This is a genomic window from uncultured Altererythrobacter sp., assembly GCF_913057185.1.
GTDB classification, from domain to species: domain Bacteria; phylum Pseudomonadota; class Alphaproteobacteria; order Sphingomonadales; family Sphingomonadaceae; genus Erythrobacter; species Erythrobacter rubellus.
The window spans coordinates 395,181-410,705 of sequence record NZ_CAJXNK010000001.1; the positions used below are offsets into that span (position 1 = coordinate 395,181).

General features: G+C 58.7%; 13 protein-coding genes. 3 read left to right on the plus strand and 10 right to left on the minus strand.

All coding sequences use genetic code 11. From position 1 onward, the window contains the following. Positions 1 to 37 precede the first annotated feature (37 nt). Genes QZ487_RS01900 through QZ487_RS01910 form a run of 3 tightly spaced genes read right to left on the minus strand, consistent with a single transcriptional unit; the run spans position 38 to position 1,388 of the window. On the minus strand, positions 38 to 505 hold the full coding sequence (locus QZ487_RS01900) for a Fur family transcriptional regulator (protein ID WP_285976086.1): 468 nt from the start codon (positions 503 to 505) through the stop codon (positions 38 to 40). 38 nt (positions 506 to 543) lie between these two features. Beyond that, positions 544 to 1,230 (minus strand): peptide-methionine (S)-S-oxide reductase MsrA, encoded by a 687-nt coding sequence (gene msrA, locus QZ487_RS01905; protein ID WP_285976087.1) that lies wholly within the window; start codon positions 1,228 to 1,230, stop codon positions 544 to 546. Then, the gene (locus QZ487_RS01910) at positions 1,230 to 1,388 is read right to left on the minus strand and encodes a hypothetical protein (protein WP_285976088.1); all 159 of its coding nucleotides are present in this window, start codon (positions 1,386 to 1,388) and stop codon (positions 1,230 to 1,232) included. Before QZ487_RS01910 ends, msrA begins: the two co-directional genes overlap by 1 nt. Positions 1,389 to 1,524: 136 nt before the next feature. Between QZ487_RS01910 and QZ487_RS01915 the strand changes: the two genes are divergently transcribed. Next, positions 1,525 to 3,093: an NAD(P)/FAD-dependent oxidoreductase gene (locus QZ487_RS01915; RefSeq protein WP_285976089.1), complete on the plus strand. Its 1,569-nt coding sequence runs from the start codon at positions 1,525 to 1,527 to the stop codon at positions 3,091 to 3,093. On the opposite strand, the gene purH is transcribed toward QZ487_RS01915, so the two are convergent. Genes purH through rpe form a run of 3 tightly spaced genes read right to left on the minus strand, consistent with a single transcriptional unit; the run spans position 3,090 to position 7,218 of the window. Beyond that, entirely contained in the window at positions 3,090 to 4,679 is a 1,590-nt protein-coding gene (gene purH / locus QZ487_RS01920) for a bifunctional phosphoribosylaminoimidazolecarboxamide formyltransferase/IMP cyclohydrolase (protein ID WP_285976090.1), read from the minus strand. The two genes, QZ487_RS01915 and purH, sit on opposite strands and share 4 nt — an antisense overlap. 8 nt (positions 4,680 to 4,687) lie before the next feature. Then, the gene (locus QZ487_RS01925; RefSeq protein WP_285976091.1) at positions 4,688 to 6,556 is read right to left on the minus strand and encodes a heparinase II/III family protein; all 1,869 of its coding nucleotides are present in this window, start codon (positions 6,554 to 6,556) and stop codon (positions 4,688 to 4,690) included. Then, the gene (gene rpe / locus QZ487_RS01930) at positions 6,556 to 7,218 is read right to left on the minus strand and encodes a ribulose-phosphate 3-epimerase (RefSeq protein ID WP_285976092.1); all 663 of its coding nucleotides are present in this window, start codon (positions 7,216 to 7,218) and stop codon (positions 6,556 to 6,558) included. The genes QZ487_RS01925 and rpe overlap by 1 nt, the downstream gene beginning before the upstream one ends. A 246-nt stretch (positions 7,219 to 7,464) precedes the next feature. Here rpe and QZ487_RS01935 point away from each other — a divergent pair, with 246 nt between their 5' ends. Next, positions 7,465 to 7,977, plus strand: coding sequence for a DUF2141 domain-containing protein (locus QZ487_RS01935; RefSeq protein ID WP_285976093.1), 513 nt, complete (start codon positions 7,465 to 7,467; stop codon positions 7,975 to 7,977). 13 nt (positions 7,978 to 7,990) lie between these two features. On the opposite strand, the gene QZ487_RS01940 is transcribed toward QZ487_RS01935, so the two are convergent. Both QZ487_RS01940 and QZ487_RS01945 read right to left on the minus strand, forming a co-directional pair. Then, a complete protein-coding gene (locus QZ487_RS01940; protein ID WP_296023073.1) occupies positions 7,991 to 8,887 on the minus strand; it encodes a hypothetical protein in 897 nt (298 codons plus the stop codon). 11 nt (positions 8,888 to 8,898) lie between these two features. After that, positions 8,899 to 9,867, minus strand: a complete 969-nt coding sequence (locus QZ487_RS01945) for a diacylglycerol kinase family protein (protein ID WP_285976095.1) — start codon at positions 9,865 to 9,867, stop codon at positions 8,899 to 8,901. Between the two features lie 200 nt (positions 9,868 to 10,067). On the opposite strand from QZ487_RS01945, the gene QZ487_RS01950 reads away from it, so the two are divergent. Beyond that, on the plus strand, positions 10,068 to 11,282 hold the full coding sequence (locus tag QZ487_RS01950; RefSeq protein WP_296023075.1) for a M20 family metallopeptidase: 1,215 nt from the start codon (positions 10,068 to 10,070) through the stop codon (positions 11,280 to 11,282). A gap of 77 nt (positions 11,283 to 11,359) precedes the next feature. Here QZ487_RS01950 and QZ487_RS01955 read toward each other — a convergent pair whose 3' ends face one another. Both QZ487_RS01955 and QZ487_RS01960 read right to left on the minus strand, forming a co-directional pair. Continuing rightward, positions 11,360 to 12,943, minus strand: a complete 1,584-nt coding sequence (locus QZ487_RS01955) for a sodium/solute symporter (RefSeq protein WP_285976097.1) — start codon at positions 12,941 to 12,943, stop codon at positions 11,360 to 11,362. Positions 12,944 to 13,057: 114 nt separating this feature from the next. Further along, a complete protein-coding gene (locus tag QZ487_RS01960) occupies positions 13,058 to 15,469 on the minus strand; it encodes a glycoside hydrolase family 3 protein (protein WP_296023076.1) in 2,412 nt (803 codons plus the stop codon). Between the last annotated feature and the right edge of the window lie 56 nt (positions 15,470 to 15,525).

Genomic DNA, 15,525 nt, shown 5'->3' on the forward strand with positions numbered 1-15,525 from the left:
GCTGAAAATGCACGGATTGCCTCTATTCTGCATTGATTCAGCCTTTGCAGGCTTTGCAAAGGCCGCGAAGCTCGATCACCGGCCGGCGCGCGCTGAAGCCGCATCCAGCGGCAAGATCGCGAATACGGCGGGATGTCTGATCGTCATCGATGTGAGTCGCCTCGCCACACTCATCGCAAACCATGAAGATGCAATCATGCTGGCAGCCAGGGTGGGTGTTAGCGAGAAACGCGTTGGCGCTTTCAACTCGCAATGCAAGGTTGTTCGCCACGAACAGATCTAGGATTCGGTAGATGCTATTCGGTGCGACACGCTTGCCGCGCGCGCGCGACAGGTTGTCCGCGATATCATAGGCGGAAACCGGCCGTTCATGCTTTGCGAGCTCGGCAAAAACAGCTTCGCGCATTCCGGTCCATTGTTCGCCGGATGCGATCAGAGAGTCGCGTGCGGCCTCTATCAGACCTGTGCCTGAGTGTTCTTTGTGTGCGTGTGAATGGCTAGCCATGCGCGCACATATAGTGCGCTCAGCGCCGTTACGCCAGATCAGCTTCCATCGCGCAGAAATGTGCTGGTGTAGTGCTCGGGATACATGTCTGCCAGCGCACGGACCTTTGGCGCGTCCCAGCGGACAATGTACCCGTGACGCGGGTTTTTCGCTATGAAGTCCTGATGGTATTGCTCGGCCTCGTAGAACTTCTTGTAGCGTTCGATCCTGGTCACCACCGGCGCGCCCCAAACCCCTGAATCATCAAGCTGGGCAAGATAGGCGCGAGCAACGCGAGCTTGCTCATTGTTCATCGGCACAATCGCGCTACGGTAATGCGAACCAACGTCCGGGCCTTGACGGTTGAGCAAGGTAGGGTCCGTCACAACAGAAAACAGGATCTGCAACAACTCGTCATAGCGCACGACCTTAGGGTCATAGACCACGCGCACCGCCTCGGCGTGGTCGGTCAGACCGGTCACTATCTGGCCATAGGTTGCAGTACTTTCGCTTCCGCCGTGAAAGCCGGAAACGGATGATTTCACGCCTCTAACGTGACTGAAGACGCCTTCAACGCCCCAGAAGCAGCCGCCAGCAAATATCGCAACTTGCAAGCCTTCAGGCTCTTCGGCCTGCAAAGCAGCCACCGGTGCTTCTACAAACCTTTCGGCTGCACTCGCCGCAACACCGCAACCGCTAAGCGCAAAAGCACCTACCGCCGCCAGCAAAGCGTTGCGCGCTTGCATTATCGAGTGATAGAGGCTTCGGCGTCCGCTGTCGTGGCCATTGCCGGGCTGGCAATTTGCGTATCCCATGTCTGAACCGACATCGCACCCACCATGAACGCGCCGACAATGAAGCCAATGCCAAAATTGCGGGAGATGTCCGACTTCAGAATGCCCATGCGCAGTGTTCTCGTTGTTAGGCTCAATGTTTGTGTTCATGGCCTCATTAACCTTGTTTGGTTTCCAGACGGTGAACGATGCTGTCATCGATTATCTATCCGCACAGCGGCATAAAAAAGTTACGGACGGAGTTCAATGCTGGATGCAATCATCATAGGCGGTGGTCATAACGGGCTAACTTGCGCCTTCTATCTGGCGCGCGCAGGTATGAATGTGACTGTATGCGAAGCGCGGCACGTGGTGGGAGGCGCCGCGGTGACCGAAGAGTTTGCCCCCAGCTTTCGTAATTCGACCGCAAGCTACACCGTGAGCCTGCTGCAACCCAAAGTAATCGCAGACATGGGGCTGGTCGCGCGCGGCTATCGCGTGATTGAGCGGCCGGTGTCGAACTACCTGCCACTCGAAAGTGACTTCATAATGATGGGCGGTGGGCTCGAAGCGAGCCAGGCACAGTCGGCACGGTTTTCCAAAACCGATGCAGAACGCTTGCCTGAGTATTTCGACATGCTGGAAGATGCCGCCGAGGTGTTGCGCGGATTGGCGTTGAAAGTTCCGCCGGATCCCAAAGGCGGATTGCGCTCGCTTGTTGATGTCGCAATGCAGGGTCGCGGCTTGTGCAAGCTTTCAACCGAGCGGCAGCGGCAGGTGCTGCAAATCTTCACGCGTTCCGCGCGCGAAGTGCTCGACGACTGGTTCGAAAGCGATCCAGTCAAGGCTGCGTTCGGTTTCGACGCCTGCGTCGGCCACTATGCGTCGCCCGATGAACCGGGCAGCGCCTATGTGTTGCTACACCATGTCTTTGGAGAAGTGAACGGCAACAAGGGCGCATGGGGTCATGTCATTGGCGGGATGGGTGCAATCACGCAAATGATGGCCGAGGCGTGCAGCGAGCAAGACGTCGAGATCCGTACCAATGCCCGCATCACGCGCGTCATAGTTGATGACGAGGTGGCAGTAGGCGTGGAACTGGCGGACGGAGAGGTCCTGCGCGCAAAGCGGGTCATCTCCAATCTGGGGCCAAAGCCACTGTTCGATCGCCTCGTCCCGCGCGAGGCTATCCCGGATGATTTTGCCCGCGCCATGGATGGCTATCGCGGCGGCTCTGGCAGCTTGCGCATGAATGTCGCGCTATCGGATCTGCCGAAATTCCGCCATGCGCCGGAAAGTGATGCGCATTTGCGCAGCGGGATCATTATGGCACCATCGCTCGATTATATGGACCAAGCCTATCACAGCGCGCGCGCGAACGGATTCAGCGCCCAGCCAATCGTAGAGATGCTGATCCCGAGCATGGTGGATGATAGCCTCGCCCCGAAAGGGCAGCATGTCGCCAGCCTGTTTTGCCAGCATGTTGACCCTGATCTTCCCGAGGATCGCGAAGACGAAGCGGTCAATGCTGTATTCGATGTAATCGAGCATCATGCACCGGGCTTCCGGGAACTGGTACTGCACCGCCAAGTGCACACACCCCGTGCTCTCGAAGCAAAATTCGGCCTGTGGCGCGGGGATATCTTCCACGGCCGTATGAGCCTGGACCAGTTATGGGCCGCCCGGCCTGTGCTGGGTGCAGGAAGCCACAAGATGCCAATCAAGGGGCTCTGGCTATGCGGCTCAGGCGCGCATCCTGGCGGCGGAGTGACCGGCGCACCGGGCCACAACTGTGCGCACGAGATTTTGAGGCACAGGCGGTGGTGGCGGATTTAATGCCGGAAATGCCGCATTCCGGTGAATACCATCGCGAGGCCTGCCTCATCCGCGGCTGAAATCACCTCATCATCGCGGATTGAACCGCCCGGCTGGATCACCGCAGTCGCCCCAGCTTCAGCTGCGGCCAGCAATCCATCCGCGAACGGGAAGAATGCATCAGAGGCAACGGCGCTGCCTGTGGTTCGCGGCGTATCCCAGCCATAGGTTTCTGCTGCTTCTGCCGCCTTCATCGCAGCAATGCGCGAGCTATCACGGCGGTTCATCTGGCCAGCGCCAATCCCGGCTGTCGCGCCATCCTTGGCATAAACAATCGCGTTCGATTTCACATGCCGGGCGACGGTCCATGCGAACATGCAATCCTTCAGCTCTTGGCTTGTCGGCTCGCGCTTGGTGACAACTTTCAGATCATTTTCTGAGATCGCGCCACCGTCTCGGCTCTGCACCAGCAAGCCGCCAGTGATCAGCTTGACCATCAGACCGCCACGGCGCGGATCAGGCAAATCGCCAACCGTGAGCAAACGCAGGTTCTTCTTCGTCGCGAAGATTTCGCGCGCTTCATCGCTAACGCTGGGCGCGATCACAACTTCGGTAAATATCTTCGCGATCTGCTCGGCTGTGGCACCGTCCAGCTCCTGGTTGACTGCAACGATCCCGCCAAACGCCGAAACGCTATCGCATTGCAGCGCCGCTTCCCATGCATCGACCAGGCTGCCCGCCTGCGCCACACCGCAAGGATTGGCGTGCTTGACGATGACAACTGCAGGATCCTGGCCACCGAATTCAGCGCATAATTCCAGCGCCGCATCGGCATCATTGTAGTTGTTGTAGGACAGCTCCTTGCCCTGCAGCTGTTCGGCCTGCGCAATGCCTGAGCCATGCGGACCCGAAGGGGTATAAAGTGCCGCCTGCTGATGCGGGTTTTCGCCGTAGCGCAGGACGGTCGGCGCCTTGCCATTGACCGCCAGGAAATCGGGGAACTGCTGCTGCTGGTCAGCAAAGGCGAACCATTGGCTAATCATGCTGTCATAGGCAGCGGTGGCGGCAAAGGCCTTGGCGGCACACCTCTTTCGAAATGCAAGCGAGGTTGCCCCGTTACTTTCATCCAGTTCGCCCAGCAATTCTTCATAGTCCGCTGAGTCTGTCACGATCGTCACAAAGGCATGATTTTTCGCCGAGCTACGAACCATTGACGGACCGCCAATGTCGATATTCTCGATGATCTCGTCACGTTCGGCGCCGCGCAGGACAGTCGCTTCGAAGGGGTAGAGATTGACCACGACAAGATCGATCGCATCAATTGCATGCTCTTCCATTGCGTCGGCATGCTCCGGATTGTCGCGCACTGCCAGCAAGCCGCCGTGCACCTTGGGGTGCAGCGTCTTGACCCGCCCATCCATCATTTCAGGAAAGCCGGTGAGTTCAGAGATGTCGCGAACTTCAAGCCCCGCATCGCGCAGCGCCTTTGCCGTTCCCCCAGTCGAAACCAGCTCCACACCGCGCGCAGCCAAGGCCTGGCCCAGTTCAGCCAATCCGGTTTTGTCGGACACTGACAGCAGTGCCCGCTTGATTGTCACATCCGTCACTTAGGAAATCACCCCATTTTCTTTAGCAGCCAGGAGAATTGCCCCCCGCCGCGCGATATCATTCCCTGCACCACCAATTGGTCAACGCCATGCGGATGCCCGTCGCCATCGACCCACATGCTTTCTTCGAGCGCCAAGTCCGCACCCGCATCATTCCCCCCAAGACGGAATTGCCACAAGCCGCCGTCGGGCAACAACAGACTGGCGCCTAGCCTGTCTTCGGAGAGGCGCGCCTCTACTCCCCGACCCAGGTGGAACCGGATTGCGAATTTGATCTTGCCGCGCTGCCCCTTGCGGGTGGATGGCGCCAGCACATCCTCGCCGCGCAACTCGCAACCATCGCTGCGCAGCAACAGGATACGGCGGTGGATCAGGCCGAACCGTGCGGCATAACCATCGTGGCTCGCTTCGATGCGCTGCGCACTGGCCGTTCCGCGTGCAATCTCACTACGCTCAATCTCGACCTTCTCGACCCCCTTGCCCAGCTTTCCGCCAAGCAGCACCGAGGTCGAGTTTACATCGTCAAGTATCAGCGTGGAATGTGCCGCGGTGGCTCGCAGCCCCTGCTCGATCCGCGCCGGAACAAGCCCACCGGCCAGCGCCGCGCCGCCGCAATTGACGATCAGGCGACTGAGTCCGTCGGACATTTCGAAGGCCAGCGTCGATGCACAGCCCGAACGCGAATGCTTCGAGCGGGGCGGCGGGGCTGCATCCATCTGGATAATGGTCTTCCCACCGGTCAGACGATGGAAGCCCCAGTGCTTCACATCCTTCAGCGGGCGTGTGCGCACGGTACTAGCATCGATCAGCGCAGCAAGCCGATCCGCCCGCATGGCCCCTATGCCTTGCCAATTGCCCAAGGCACCATCGCCATGTCGCAACGCCAGAATGGGCGGCACAAGCAGCTCGCGCATCAGGCACAACGCTTGCGGCAGATCGCGGTCAACCGCTCTATAGCAAGCCTCCAGATCCACCAGCATGGCGATCACATCCATCTGTGCGATCGCGCTGCGTGACAAAGCGCCACCATCTTCGCCGACAAAATCGCCCAATGCCGCGACCAGCCCGGCTTCGGCATAGAGCCGCCGCGGCTTACCTTGTGGAAGCAACAAGCCCGCAGCGATCAAGGCACCCCAACCCAGGACTGCACCGAGCGGATCTGGCGTACGGCGCACTTCACGATCGAGCCAGCGCGCCGTTTCATCAATCGTAGCCAGCATTTGCGGACGCAAGGCTTCATCCTTGCCTGACAGCAAAAGCGGCGCATGGACGAGCCACGCCATCAGTCGCATTGAAACATAGTCGACGTACCAAGCCGCACATTTGCCCGGCTTTGGATTGGCTTTAAGCCAAAGCCCTGCAATCCGCTCAGCCGTTTCGACGCATTGTTCGCGCTGGCCAGCTGCGCTGAGATCGCGTAGCCAAGCAAAACCATGGATCATCCGCTCGAACGGCGGCGTTGCGCGCGACGAACTTTGATATTCAACTTCGGAAATCGGCGCCTTCATGCCGTTGATCATGAAGTGGCCCGCTCGCAGCGCCATCCCTGCCACCCGGTCGCCTGCCAGCGCCGGTTTGACCGTTGCCAGCAAGCGCGGGCGCGCGGGCTTGCGGAAGGGCGCGGTCAGCGTTGCGCCACTGATCCCAAGACGATAGGCAACCCGCACCAGCTTTTCGGTCAAATCGGCTTTGGGCGGTACAAAGTCGCTCAACACAAGCGTGCGCGCTTCAGTCAGCGGAATTTCGCTTTCGCCGTCAATGACAGGCTGCACATCGCCCGCCGCCGCCAGAGGCAGCGCAGAGCGATCTTCCTCGATCTCGCCAAACAGATCTTCACTCTGTTTGGTGTCGCTCGAGCCGGACAGCAACGCTTCCATCAGACTTCGCCCTTCAGCGCGGCAATATTGGCGGCATATTGGGACGGGCCGCCCTTGAAGGTTGCAGAACCTGCAACCAGCACGTCCGCGCCGGCATCAACGCAAAGCTTCGCGGTTTCAGGATTGACGCCGCCATCGACCTCCAGGTGGATATCTCGCCCTGCCCTTTCAATCATCCCGCGGATCGCGCGCACTTTGTCGAGCTGCGAATGGATGAAGCTCTGCCCCCCAAAGCCCGGATTGACGCTCATCACCAGGATCAGGTCAACCAGGTCCATCAGATTGTCGAGCACTTCGACGGGCGTGCCTGGATTCAGTACCACCCCGGCCTTCTTGCCCAAGGCACGGATCGCTTGCAGCGTGCGGTGTACATGGGGGCCCGCCTCTGGATGGACGGTGATGATATCCGCGCCGGCCTCTGCAAAAGCTTCCAGATACGGATCGACCGGTGAAATCATCAGATGCACGTCAAAGGTCTTGTCCGAATGGGGTCTCAGCGCTTTGACCACGTCAGGCCCGATCGTGAGGTTAGGCACAAAATGCCCATCCATCACATCGATATGGATCCAGTCCGCACCTGCTTGATCCACCGCGCGCACTTCTTCGCCCAGCCGCGCAAAGTCAGCTGACAAAATGGAAGGTGAAATGAGCGGTGTGGCCATGGTGTGCTTTCGCAAAAGTCCGCGTTTCCTCGCAGTAACGCCGGGGAAGACTCGCCGACAAGCAGGCGCGTGGCCTTTTCCACACACAGTAGCGCGAAGATTAAGGATATCCGTTCGTCAAATTCAGCCGCAATTCAGCCACTTTGCAGCATAAGGTTTTCGAATTAGGGCGAAATGCCCTATCGCGCTGCTACGCTTGCCCCTTTGGCGCAGCAGCGTTTTAACGACTGAAGGACACGCGAGAAGATGCGATCAAGACTGATCACAGCCGGATTTGCACTGACCGCAGCGACGCTTGCTCCGGTGGCTGCAGCCGCTTGGGCGCAAGGCGCTCCCTCCGTGACCTATCGTCAGGAAATTTCCAACAATATGCGCCAATGCGCGCCCGGCGGCGGGCCTGCGGTGCGCGTGACCGTTGCCGGTATCAAATCATCCGGGGGTCGGATCCGCGTGCAAAGCTATCGCGGGGTCAAATCGGATTGGCTAGAACGGGGCAAATGGATCAACCGGATCGAAACCTCTGCCCGCGAAGGGACGATGGTGTTTTGCATGCCGGTTCCGCGCGCGGGCACTTATGGCATCGCTGTTCGCCATGATGTTAACGGCAATGGACAAACCGAAGTCAGCGAGGATGGCGGCGCGATGTCCAACAATCCCTCGATCAATATTTTCAACCTCGGCAAGCCGAGCTACCGCAAGACAGCATTTGAAGTGGGCGAAGGTGTAACGTCGATCCGCATCAATATGCGCTACATGTAAGAGACAAGCAGGCTCAGCTCCGCTGCTTTTTCTGCTCTCGCCAGACTTTGAACAAGACACCCGGTGCCGCGAGCACAGGGTGTTTTTCGCGCCATGGCGTCACTTCAATCGGCACACCCGTGTGGCGCTGCACCTTCCACGCGGCATAGCGCGCCGCACCGTCAAACGTAGTGCTGGCTTTCAGCAGGCGGAGAATGTTGAGCGGCCTGCCTAGCCGTTGGCGGCGGCTCCACCACGATAGTGTTTCGCGTCGAGCATTGTCCGTCAGCTTGAGTGTCAGGCGACCGCCTGCTTCATCAAACGCAATGCCTTGTGCGTCGAGCGCCAGAGGCAATAGCCCGTCAAAATGCGCCACGTTGACTGACAAGATACTATCTTCCCTGCCTGCTTTCTCTACCCGAAACTCCGCCTTGTAGGTGGCGCGGAACAATGCGCGCCAATAGTCATCGGCGGTGCCGCTTGGCGGGCCGAGCGCCGCAGCCAGCCGCGCCGCAGTTTTTGCAGCATCACCAAGCGCATCAAGTGTCTGCGCCGTCGCATCGCCATCGCGGGCCCAAACCAAAGCAGACGGCTGCACGAACCGCGCCCAGATAGTGGTGTCGCGCGATTGGCCCGATGCGGCCTTGGCAAACTGCGCGAGCGACATAGTGGCGATCTTGGCGCGCAGCGTCTCGCCTTGATTGTCCCATTCGCGATAGCTGACACGCGGCCATATCTTCTCCTGCTCCTCGCCCGGAAGCAACACGTAATAGTCGAGCACGCCTTCAAGCAATCCGGTCCGCAGATTGGAGCCGTAGAATAGAACCGCCAGCGCCCCCGCTTCAATTGCAAGCCGCGCGGCAAATTCAGCAATGGCGGGATGCATTGCGACCGCAGATTTTGCTGAGATTCGTTCTGCCAAAGCGCTCATGGCGGCGTCATTCAGGGCGCAACGAAATCGATCTCGGGTCCGGTTTCGACCCTGTATCGGCCAGCAGGAAAAGCTTCGCCGTCGAGAATGAATTGGTCATCCAGCTCCATCTCGAAAGACTGCGCGACCAGTTGGTGAAAGCCGCGCTTACGCAAATTCTTGGGGCCAAATTCAAACAGGATCGCGGGCAGCATCAATGTCATCCAGCGGCTGATCTGATCAAGTGCAGCCAGCTTCAAACCCTTACCCAATGATCCGAAGGGCTTGATCCCCCCAGGAAAGCGCTCAAGCGTTGATGCCAGCAGGATAAGCCTGCGCTCTGGTTCGCCCAGCCCGCTATGCTCCAACGGCACTCCACTAGGCGCCAAACGCAAATCCATCTTTGCTCCGCGACGCCACGGATTGGCGCGCGTTCCGAAAACCGCCTGCAAAATGCCCCAGAAGGTCGTAACGCCTACTGCCAATGAGTTGAACGCACCGAGTTTGTGCGCGCTTTGGCCTGCCTTGGTGCCTAGCGTAAACGCGCCAGCACCCAGAATGAACCCCAGCACCCGCGCATCAGGCTGATCAAGCGGCGTAATCGCCATCGGGCTGCGCTTGACCCGCTTCCCATTTTCATACGCGTCAACCGCGCATTGCAATGTCCAGTCACTCGGGCCGCCAAGATCAACCGCCAGCGCATTGGTCTTGCCCTTGGGCAACACCGCCACAACAGGCCAGTCATCGCCAAAAATGGGCTCCCCACAAGTCAGCACATCGCGCACTGTACCGTCACCGCCATTGATGACCAACAAATCGATCCCGCGTTCGGCAAGGCGCGCGAGCGCCTCTGGCAATTGATCGCGGTTTCCCGGTTGCGCCACAAAGACATCCGGCGAAATTTTGCTGGTGAGGTCCTGCCCCCGATTGTGGTGGCTGCGCGGATTATAGATCAGTCCGACAATTGGAGGGTCACCCTCTGCACGCGCGTCGCGTCTCACACGCCAAGCCGATTTCACATTAGCTTTGGGTCGCGGCAAATGCGAAAATTCATGGATCGGGCCAGCCATAATCATCGTTCCTTAGTCGGAAACCATGTGCGTTCACTAGGTGATTTTGCAGTGCAACTCAAATTCGTGGCCAAACGTGGCTTGGTTACAATGCCGCTTCCTATGCGCAACATTTGCGCTAGATTGCATCCATGCTGACAGAAAACCTTATCGAATCCGCCCGCGAGCTGAGCGGGGATATCGTCTCTTTACGCCGCGCCATCCATGCCGAGCCAGAATTGGGGCTGCACACGCCCAAAACCATGGCCAAGGTGCGCGCAGCGCTCGCCGATCTACCGCTAACATGGCGCGAAGGCACCTCGACCACCGGCCAGGTGGCCACATTGGAAGGCGGCATACCGGCTAAAGGGCAAAGTCGGCGCGTGCTGCTGCGCGGCGATATGGACGCCTTGCCGATGGATGAGAAGACCGATCTGGAATTCGCCTCGACAGTTCCAGGCCGGATGCACGCATGCGGACATGACACGCATACTGCCATGCTGGCGGGCGCGGCGCGGCTGCTATGTGCCAAGCGCGAACAGATTGCCGGCACGATCGACTTCATGTTCCAGCCGGGCGAGGAAGGCTATCACGGCGCGCGTTTCATGCTGGAAGACCGCCTGATCGACCCACTGCCTGACGCCGCCTTCGCGCTGCATATCATGCCCAATGCGCCGTTTGGCGTGCTGGCGGGCAGACCCGGACCGCTGATGGCAGCTGCGGACGCATTTACAATCACCTTAACCGGGCAGGGCGGGCATGCCTCAATGCCGCATGATTGCGTCGATCCATTGCCCGGTACTGCTGCTCTGGTCAGCGCGATCCAGGCGATGGTGACGCGCCGCTTCAATGCCGCCAGCGCGGTGGTCGTGACAGTCACGCAGATCCACGCGGGAACTGCATTTAACGTCATACCCGATGAAGCCACAATCAACGGCACTATCCGGACGCTCAGCAAAGAGCATCGGCTGAAAGCGCGCGAATTGCTGACCGATATGGCCAGTCATGTCGCCGCAGCACATGGCCTGTCCGCCAATGTTGAGATCGTAGAGGGCTTTCCCGTCACGATTTGCGATCCGCGGGCGGTTGATCTGGGCCGGGCAGTTGCCACAGAGATTGGTGGTGCGGAGGGGTGGCGCGATCTCGCAGACCCGATCATGGGCGCCGAGGATTTTTCTTACCTGCTGGAAAAAGTGCCCGGTGCGATGTTTTTCCTGGGCGTGGCCAATGAAGGCGAGGACTGGCGCAGCTGCTGCGCGATCCACTCACCGCGCATGCATGTTGACGAGAACGCCTTGCCCAAAGGCACGGCGATGCTGGCTGGATGCGCGCTGAAGTTTCTGGCTGAGGGTTTCGCGGACCAATAAAAAACACCGGAGCCACCCCCCAGCGGCTCCGGTGTTAGATGGCTAGCGCTCCCCCCAGAGCGCCAGCTGGAAAATCCTTACCAGAGAATTACATAGAGTCCGATAAGAATTGCAACCGTCAACATTGCCAGCGTATTGAACAGCATGGTCGTGGCAAAGGCGATATCGCCCAGCTTGACGGTCTGCTCTTCTTCCGGCGGCGTTGTCATGCGTGAAACAACCGCGGCAGCGACAATCGAAAGCATGAACACGCCCCAGATGCGGATGATGAAGGGTACGTCAGGCATGCCGAACTTCAACATCACATTGACCGCCAACGAGCCGAGCAGCGCTGTGAATGCGCCCACCGCGTTCATCTTCTTGTCGAAGAAGCCGAGCAGGAAAACCACCACGATGCCCGGCGCGATGAAACCAGTGTATTCCTGAACCGTCTGGAAGCCGCTTTCAAAGCCGCCGATAAAAGGGCGCGCGAGGAAGAGCGCGACGATCATGGCGCTGAATGCTGAAACACGACCAACTGTCACATAGTGATGTTCGCCCATATCTGGCTTCCAGCTTCGATAAAGGTCCATCGTAAAGATGGTCGAGATCGAGTTCATCATGGATGCAAGCGAACTCACCACAGCGGCGATAAGCGCAGCAAACACCAGACCACGCAGACCAGCCGGGGCAAAGCTCATCAGTTCGCCATAGGTACGATCAGATTTTTCCGCCAATGCCGTGCCATCCAGCATGCCTTGCTGCGCCAGAATGACAGCGGCGATGCCGGGAATAACCACAATGAACGGTACGAGGATCTTGAGGAAAGCTGCAAAGGCCAAGCCCCTTTGCGCTTCGCCCAGATTCTCCGCACCGAGCGCACGCTGGATGATATACTGGTTGAAACCCCAATAGCTGAAGTGGAGTACCCACAAGCCGCCCAGCAGTGTCCAGATGCCCGGTAGGTCGGAATAGGCCGGATTGCTCTCATCAAGGATCATCTCGAAATGACCCGGCATTTCTTGCCAAAGCAGGCCAAGCCCGCCCAGCGCGCCTTTGGCTGGCAACGCGTCCAATGCGATCCAGGTGATCGCAAATCCGCCCAGGATCAGGATCACGACCTGAATAATGTCCGTCAGCGCAACCGCTTTCAGCCCGCCATAGAGCGAATAGAGCGCAGCAAAACCGGCCAGCGCCGCCATTGCTGTCATCACGCTCCAACCGGTGAGCGACGTGACCGCCAGACCGCCCAGCCACAGCACTGTGGTGAGGTTTACAGCCGTGTAGAGCGCAACCCAGAAGAAGCTCATCAGCGTCTTCACGCCATGTCCGTACCGCTGATCCAGAAACTGCGGCATGGTGTAGATCTTGCGCTTGAGGAAGATCGGCAGGAAGTATTTCGCCACGATGATCAGGACAATCGCAGCCTGCCATTCATAAGCCGCAATCGCGATGCCCACGGCATAGCCCTGGCCCGATTGGCCAATGATCTGTTCAGCTGAAATGTTCGACGCGATCAGCGAGGCACCGATGGCCCACCAGGGCAATGCACGCCCGGCGAGGAAGTAATCCTCTGTGTTTTTATCATGCCCCTTGGGTTCACGACTGACAAACAGCGCGATCCCCAGCAGTGCAATCGCATAGCCAGCGATAATAACGATATCGATCGTCTCTAACGTCACCGGATTTTCCTCCCCCTCGCGACCGGATTTTCCAGCCGCAGAACCCTTGTTTTTGCAGACTAGCGGCGCTTTATCGCCTGTCCAGCCGCATACGTTGTCATTCGCGCATTCCAATCAGAACGAGCATTCGGTTCCTTCCGCCACTTCCTCGCGTTTGACACTGGAAATGCGGAAAGTGACATCGCCATCGGATTCAAAAGCGATGCGTTTGCCAAGGCCCGCAAGGCAACTTTCAGTTACCACCATTTCGCGAAAACCCTTGGCCGTCGCGAGCTCAAATTGCGCGGTGACATCGAGCACCGCATTGCCTGAACGCAAGCGGATCGTACCCGCCGGGCGTGTAACCACTTCATAGGCGATGCGGTACACGCCGCCCGTATTGTTTGATTGTTCCAGGCCGAAATAGGACCCGGCACGCATTGTGATTTCGCGAGAATCCTCTTGTGCATCGCGGTCAAAACCGCGCACCAGCACGCCAGAGCCATTCATGTCTCCGCGCATTTGCGGCATCAGCTCTTCAAATCCAGCGCCGTCCAAACGACCGACGAATGCGCTGACCCCTGACCCTAACCGGCCCGAACCGAAGAGTTCTGACCCCTCGACCACTGACAGGGCGCCGCAGTCTTCGTTAAGCGTAGCAAGCGGTGAGTTGTCACTAAGTGTACGGCCATAGCCAAATGCAAAAAGGGCGCCTTCGGGCGAGTTGACCGGCTGCCCTTCGCAACTTGCAGGCCAAGAGAATGACAAGCGTCCGGTAGCCTCGCGCTTACCAGTTAGAACATCAGCGACGCCAGCGCCTTCACTACCTGGCAGCCATGATGCCACAAAAGCGTCAGCCGCGTTAATTTCACGGTTCATCCACATCGCGCGGCCTGAAAGGAACACGGCGACGGTCGGAATATCCTGCTCATCAAACTGGCGAAGCAGCGTCAACCCTTCTTCGTCACGGAAAACCAGATTGCGCTGATCGCCCGCGAATTCGGCATAGGGATGCTCGCCGAATACGACAATCGCAATGTCGGGGCGTGCCTCGAAGGATCCATCCTCTGACAACGTCGCGCTGCCACCTTCGGCGGTAACGTTCTCTTTGATGCCATCCCAGATTGAGGTTGCCTTGGGAAAGTAATCTCTGGGCAAGGTGTCCTTGCGGCCACCCTGCCATTCAAGGGTCCAACCGCCCGACTGTTGGCCCACATCATCGGCCGCAGAGCCAGCAACCAAGACATTTGCGCCTGCCTTCAGGGGGAGCACGCCGTCATTCTTGAGCAAGACTTGTGACTTCGCCACAGCTTCGCGCGCCAAAGCGCGATGCTCCGGCGATGCGAGAAGGTCATACTGCCCCGCGACACCGCGTTCAGATGGACGCTTGGCGTTTTCGCCTAGCAGCCCAGCGCGTTGCTTTACCCGAAGGACCCGTGTGACCGCTTCGTCCACCCGCGCCATGGGAATAGTTCCATCTTTGACCTGCGCGATGAGCGTTTCCATCAAAACCTTCCAGTCGTCAGGCACCATGTAGATATCGAGTCCCGCCATCAATGATTGCGGGCAATCTGTTACTGTGCAGCCCTTGATCTGGCCGTGGCCATTCCAGTCTCCGACTACGAGCCCATCAAAGCCCATTTGGCCGCGTAGGACATCGGTCAGTAGTTCTTTGTTGCCGTGCATCTTGCGGCCATTGATCGAGTTGAAGCTTGCCATCACGGCCTGTACGCCAGCGTCGATCGCCGCCGGATAAGGGCGGCCGTGCAGATCAAGCAGCGCGTTGATGTCGCCATTGACATCGCCTTGATCGACGCCTCGCTCGGTCCCGCCGTCGCCGAAGAAGTGCTTGGCCGTCACAAAAACACGGCCATCTCCCAGGAAGTCTTCGCTGCCGGGCGAGCCTTGCTGCCCGACAATCAATGCAGCACCCAGTTTCGCGACCAGATCAGGGTCTTCTGAATAACTCTCATACGTACGCCCCCAACGATCATCGCGCGCAACCGCAACCGTGGGCGAGAAGTTCCAGTCAATGCCCGTTACTTCGATTTCGATCGCCGTTGCGTGCCCGATCCTTTGCACAAGTTCGGCGTCTCCTGTCGCGCCAAGCGCGATATTGTGCGGGAATATGGTCGCACCAACTATGTTGGAATGCCCGTGTACCGCGTCGGTGCCCCACATAGTCGGTATTACCGGTTCGCCATCGGGAAGCGGTTTGACCGAGGCATCATACATTTCGTCCGCATAGCGCAGCCATTCGGAAGCCGGGGCAAATTCATCGCCATAAGGTCCGCCATTGCCGCCATTCAGGTAGCTGCCAAAACGATAACGCTCCATGTCTTCCGGTGTGAAGGAATTGATCTGCGGCTGAATCAGCTGTCCGATCTTGCGCTCCAACGACATGCGCGAAACAATATCCGCGATCTCGGCTTCGGCGAGATCTTCAGCTGAGGCAACAGGTGATGTCTGAGCAGGCACTGCTGACGGTACAGTTGCACACGCCGAAAGGCCCAAGCCGGTAGCTAGCGCAAGCGCAATATAACGCATCGGAATTCTTCTCCCCCGTCCAATGCGGAATTACGCGCATTGTGAACGTTCCCAAT

Bases quoted from the DNA above. Each gene is read 5' to 3' on its own strand.
- QZ487_RS01900 (WP_285976086.1), bottom strand. From the start codon at position 505: ATGGCTAGCCATTCACACGCACACAAAGAACACTCAGGCACAGGTCTG.
- msrA (WP_285976087.1), bottom strand. From the start codon at position 1,230: ATGCAAGCGCGCAACGCTTTGCTGGCGGCGGTAGGTGCTTTTGCGCTT.
- QZ487_RS01910 (WP_285976088.1), bottom strand. From the start codon at position 1,388: ATGGGCATTCTGAAGTCGGACATCTCCCGCAATTTTGGCATTGGCTTC.
- QZ487_RS01915 (WP_285976089.1), top strand. From the start codon at position 1,525: ATGCTGGATGCAATCATCATAGGCGGTGGTCATAACGGGCTAACTTGC.
- QZ487_RS01925 (WP_285976091.1), bottom strand. From the start codon at position 6,556: ATGGAAGCGTTGCTGTCCGGCTCGAGCGACACCAAACAGAGTGAAGAT.
- rpe (WP_285976092.1), bottom strand. From the start codon at position 7,218: ATGGCCACACCGCTCATTTCACCTTCCATTTTGTCAGCTGACTTTGCG.
- QZ487_RS01935 (WP_285976093.1), top strand. From the start codon at position 7,465: ATGCGATCAAGACTGATCACAGCCGGATTTGCACTGACCGCAGCGACG.
- QZ487_RS01940 (WP_296023073.1), bottom strand. From the start codon at position 8,887: ATGAGCGCTTTGGCAGAACGAATCTCAGCAAAATCTGCGGTCGCAATG.
- QZ487_RS01950 (WP_296023075.1), top strand. From the start codon at position 10,068: ATGCTGACAGAAAACCTTATCGAATCCGCCCGCGAGCTGAGCGGGGAT.
- QZ487_RS01960 (WP_296023076.1), bottom strand. From the start codon at position 15,469: ATGCGTTATATTGCGCTTGCGCTAGCTACCGGCTTGGGCCTTTCGGCG.